The following is a 1,106-nucleotide window of genomic DNA, read 5'->3' as shown; positions in this document are numbered from 1 at the left end:
ATCGCCGGGTGGTCGCCGCCACCAGCGACGGTCAGGTCTACGGCTTCGCGCCGGCATGAGCGCGCGCCGCCGCCCGGCCGACGTCGCCGCGTCGAAGGTGAATTCGCGGCTTTGGCTGTGCGGCTGGGGCGAGCCTCGTCGGCGTGTCGCCGCCCAGGACTCACACGCGAAGCCCTAGATCGCCAGCGGCGGAATGGCGTTGCGCGGCACCTGGGCCTGGGCCGGGCCGGCGAACGCCGGCAGCATCTCGCCCGGGGCGAAGTAGAAGATCAGCTGGTCGTCGGTGATGGCGAAGTTCTGATAGTGCGACGGGTCGAGCCCGTTGGAGGGCAGGATCGCCGCGCCGAACGGGTTCTGGCGGTTCAGGTCGCGCTGCACGATCGGGAAGATGCTGTCCAGCGGCGTGGTGCCCGGCGCGAACAGGGTGTCGAAGGTGATGGGCTGCTTGCTCCCGAGGTTGTAGTTGAACGCCTTGTACCAGGTGGACGTGCGTGACCCGCCGACGTCCTGGAAGAACTTCAGCACGACGCTGCGGGTGTTGTGCGGCGGCTGGCCCGCGGTGTGCTGCTCGGTGGTGGCCTCCATCTGATAGGGCTGATCGCGGGCCCCGGAGCCCTGGGCGACGTTGATGAACCCGTCGCGGTTCTGCGTGACGNGGCCTGCTGCAGCGCCTCGTCGGTGAACAGCCAGTTCGAGACGTCACCGAGCTCGCCGAGCTTTTCTGAGGCGCGGCGGCGCAGCAGGGTCGTCTCCACCAGCACCGGCGCCCGCTCGCCGAACCGGGCGCGCGCCGCGGCGACGTCGGCGATCCGGGTGGCTTCGGTCAGCTCGAGATCGCCGACGAAGGCCAGCGCCGCGGCCCCAGACTCCGACCGCAGGTAACTGACGTCGTCGCTGCTGAATGGCAGCCCGGCACTCAGGAGGGTTTGACTCCGGTGACCATCACGTTGTAGAACCAGCCCTTCGGCACCAGGTGCCGCGACACGTTGGCATCCACCCAGCTCAGCGCCTTCCAGCTGTTGAACGCAAAGTGCGCCCAGCCCCAGCCCAGCCGCCCCGGCGGCACCGCGCATTCGAAGGTGCGAAGCGGCCAGCCCAGCATCGCG

3 pseudogenes are annotated in these 1,106 nt (G+C 69.6%); all 3 read right to left on the bottom strand.

The features are described from left to right. Window positions 1–174 precede the first annotated feature (174 nt). Window positions 175–654 (bottom strand): annotated as a pseudogene (locus tag BN4348_RS34065) (esterase); the annotation flags it as partial. Continuing rightward, window positions 653–959: pseudogene (locus tag BN4348_RS62365) on the bottom strand (class I SAM-dependent methyltransferase); the annotation flags it as partial. The pseudogenes BN4348_RS62365 and BN4348_RS34065, both read right to left, overlap by 2 nt. After that, window positions 917–1,106, bottom strand: a pseudogene (locus BN4348_RS34055) (SAM-dependent methyltransferase); the annotation flags it as partial. The pseudogenes BN4348_RS34055 and BN4348_RS62365, both read right to left, overlap by 43 nt.

The organism is Mycobacterium interjectum (genome assembly GCF_900078675.2).
GTDB lineage: Bacteria > Actinomycetota > Actinomycetes > Mycobacteriales > Mycobacteriaceae > Mycobacterium > Mycobacterium interjectum.
This window is presented reverse-complemented; position numbering and strand designations above follow the sequence as displayed.